Origin of the sequence: Streptomyces humicola, from assembly GCF_024436035.1 — a bacterium.
Classification (GTDB): domain Bacteria; phylum Actinomycetota; class Actinomycetes; order Streptomycetales; family Streptomycetaceae; genus Streptantibioticus_B; species Streptantibioticus_B humicola.
Genome location: NZ_JANFNG010000072.1, coordinates 1 through 1,574 on the forward strand (window position 1 = coordinate 1; position 1,574 = coordinate 1,574).

Below are 1,574 nucleotides of genomic sequence, written 5' to 3' on the forward strand. Positions count from 1 at the left end.
GCGCCTTGGCCTGGGAGATGCTGCCCTCGACGCCAGCGCGGGTGCGGTAGCGCTCCTTCCACGCGTCGGTGTTCAGCTGGGCGCGTCGCTGCTGGAGCACTTCCCATTCCTCGCGCGGCGGCAGGGTCAGTACGCGGTAGGCGGCGCGGGTGCACCGGTGCTTGAGCAGGCACTTCGGGCAGTCGGCATCGGCGAAGTCGACGTGGATGCGGGGCTCGCCGCGGATGGTGGTGTCGATCCAGCGGCTGCTGTTGGCACCGCGCGGGCAGGTGGCGCTGCGCTGGTCCCAGTCGATGGTGAAGTCGGCGGTGGTGTACCCGCCTGGCAGGCCCGGCGGTCCAGGCGACGGGCGGACGGGGCCGGTCAGTTCGATGCCGGCTGTGCGGGCCTCCAGGAGGAGGCGGGCGCTGGTGTAGCCGCCGTCGACGAGGTACTCGTTCGGAGCCAGATCCCGTTCGACCAGGTGCTGGTGGACCGCGCCGGTGAGCTGGTGGCCGTCGGTGGAGGCGGGGGCAGTGGCAGCCAGGAGCATCAGGTGCGGCAGATCCTCATCGCAGCTTTCGGACAGGTGGAGCTTGTAGCCGTCCCATGCGGTCTGCCGTTTCACGCCGCAGCGCGCGTCCACATCGTGTGGGGAGACGATCCGCTCGGCTCCCGGCGGGCGTTCTTTGCGTTCGCGCCAGCGCACCCCGCTCGTGTCCCGCAGATACTCCTGCGCCCATACCGTGCGCAGGGTCCGGACCGCGTCCAGGTCGGCGAGATGGGCCGGGGCAGTGGGCTCGGCCAGGGCATCCAGCAGTTCGAAGCCATCGCCGCCGACGTTCTCGGCGAACCGGCCACGTTCGGCTTCGCCCTTGGGCAGACGGTAGGAGTCGGCGCGCTGCCGGTAGCGCTCCACCCAGTGCGGGCACAGCGCGTCCGTTGTGGTCAGCCAGGACGGGGCCACCACCGCCAGGGCCTCCAGCGCGCAGCGCATGGTCTCAGTACATAACTCCAGCCGGTTCAGGTCCCGCACGCACGCGATGACGTGGGTGGCGTCGGTCCGCACCCGCCCGCCGGCCCGCAGCAGACCAAGCTCGGCGCACCGCTCCAGGATCGCATCGAGGATCTGCTGCCCCAGGTTGTGGGTGATCAGCCGGTCGCGGAACTCGCTGAGCACCCAGTAGTCGAAGCCGGGATCGGTCAGCTGCAGGCTGAGGGCGCATTTCCAGTCGATCCTGGACCGCACCGCATCAGCGGCCTGGCGGTCGGTCAGCCGCTCGGCGTACCGCAGGACACTGACCATCGCCAGCGTCCCCAGCGGCACCGCTGGGCCGCCCCGCCGCGGGAACGCGGACGCAAACCGCTCATTCTCAAACACCGCCCCGAGCTCGTCCCTGATCCGCATCGCCAGGCAGCCGCGCGGGAACGCCACCCGCGCCACCCGGGCCGTGGACTCGGGCACCTCAGGGACGGGCAGCGGACGCATCGACATGACCTCCCCCCTCGACCGAGGTCAACGGACCGACACCCAGCAGTGTCCACCCAACCCGAAGATCACGACAGACGAACAATCACATCAGCCAACAAGGTCC

1 protein-coding gene is annotated in these 1,574 nt (G+C 70.3%); it reads right to left on the reverse strand.

Annotated elements, in window-relative coordinates:
• Positions 1-1,474, reverse strand: a 1,474-nt coding sequence (locus NGB36_RS32990) for a transposase (RefSeq protein ID WP_255924340.1), incomplete at its 3' end; no start/stop codon positions are given.
• Between the last annotated feature and the right edge of the window lie 100 nt (positions 1,475-1,574).